Below are 816 nucleotides of genomic sequence, written 5' to 3' on the forward strand. Positions count from 1 at the left end.
GCCCGCGCCGCTTTTGCTTCGGCCGAAGCGGCGGCCCGGCACCGGGCGGCGTTTGAGGCCGTAGTGCGCCGGGCGGGCTTTCGGTTTCCCGCCGCCATGTTTTATAAATACCGCATCGACGTAACCAAAGAAGAAGGCCTGCGGCAGGCCGGCTTCGACCTGCGCGAGCTGGACCGACGCATTCGCATCGACGGGCCAGGTGGCTTTCAGGAGTCTGCCGTGTTTGCCGACGTGGTGGTGCGCGGCACCGTGCTCAGCCTTGTTACCGATTCGAGCCGCAACGCCTGCTTTCATTCGGCCTACCGGGTGCGGGTGGCCGAAACCTGGCAGGGCCAGGCCGCCGGCATCGTGACCGTGCGGCTGTATGGCGGACCGGTGGGCAATGCCGGCATCATCAGAATTGCCGAAGCGCCCCATATTGAGGTGGGGGAGGAGGCCATTCTGCACCTGCGCTACGTGGATTTTGCCGCAGACGAAGACGCCAGAAAGCAGGGCCTTTCGCTGTGTACCAACAATGCCGCCCCCGGCGACTTTGGCCTGCTGCTGGCCTCGCCCGTGCAAGGCGAATGGGTGCTGGACCACTACGGCCAGCGCCCGCTGGCGAAGCTGTCCGACTTGCGCCGCCAGCTCCAGCGCCTTGCCGAGGTGCTCGACAAGGAGCATTTCTACCAAAAAACGTTCTAGCCCGCCGCGGCTACATGCCAAACAGCAGCGGGGCGGTATAGGCCACGGCCACCGGGCAGCCGTTCTGGCGGCCGGGCTTGAATTCGGGCAGCTGGCGCACGGCGGCCAGAGCGGCTTCGTCGCAGCCGTGGC

At 66.3% G+C, this 816-nt stretch carries 2 protein-coding genes; one reads left to right on the top strand and one right to left on the bottom strand.

The genetic code is table 11. The annotated features are described in order from the left end of the window. A partial coding sequence (locus ACYVDE_RS24760) for a hypothetical protein (protein WP_460504178.1) occupies window positions 1–684 on the top strand: 684 nt, incomplete at its 5' end. A 10-nt stretch (window positions 685–694) separates the two neighbouring features. On the opposite strand, the gene ACYVDE_RS24765 is transcribed toward ACYVDE_RS24760, so the two are convergent. Beyond that, window positions 695–816: energy transducer TonB (locus ACYVDE_RS24765; RefSeq protein WP_460504179.1), on the bottom strand; the 122-nt coding region annotated here is incomplete at its 5' end.

The organism is Hymenobacter agri, from assembly GCF_054778495.1.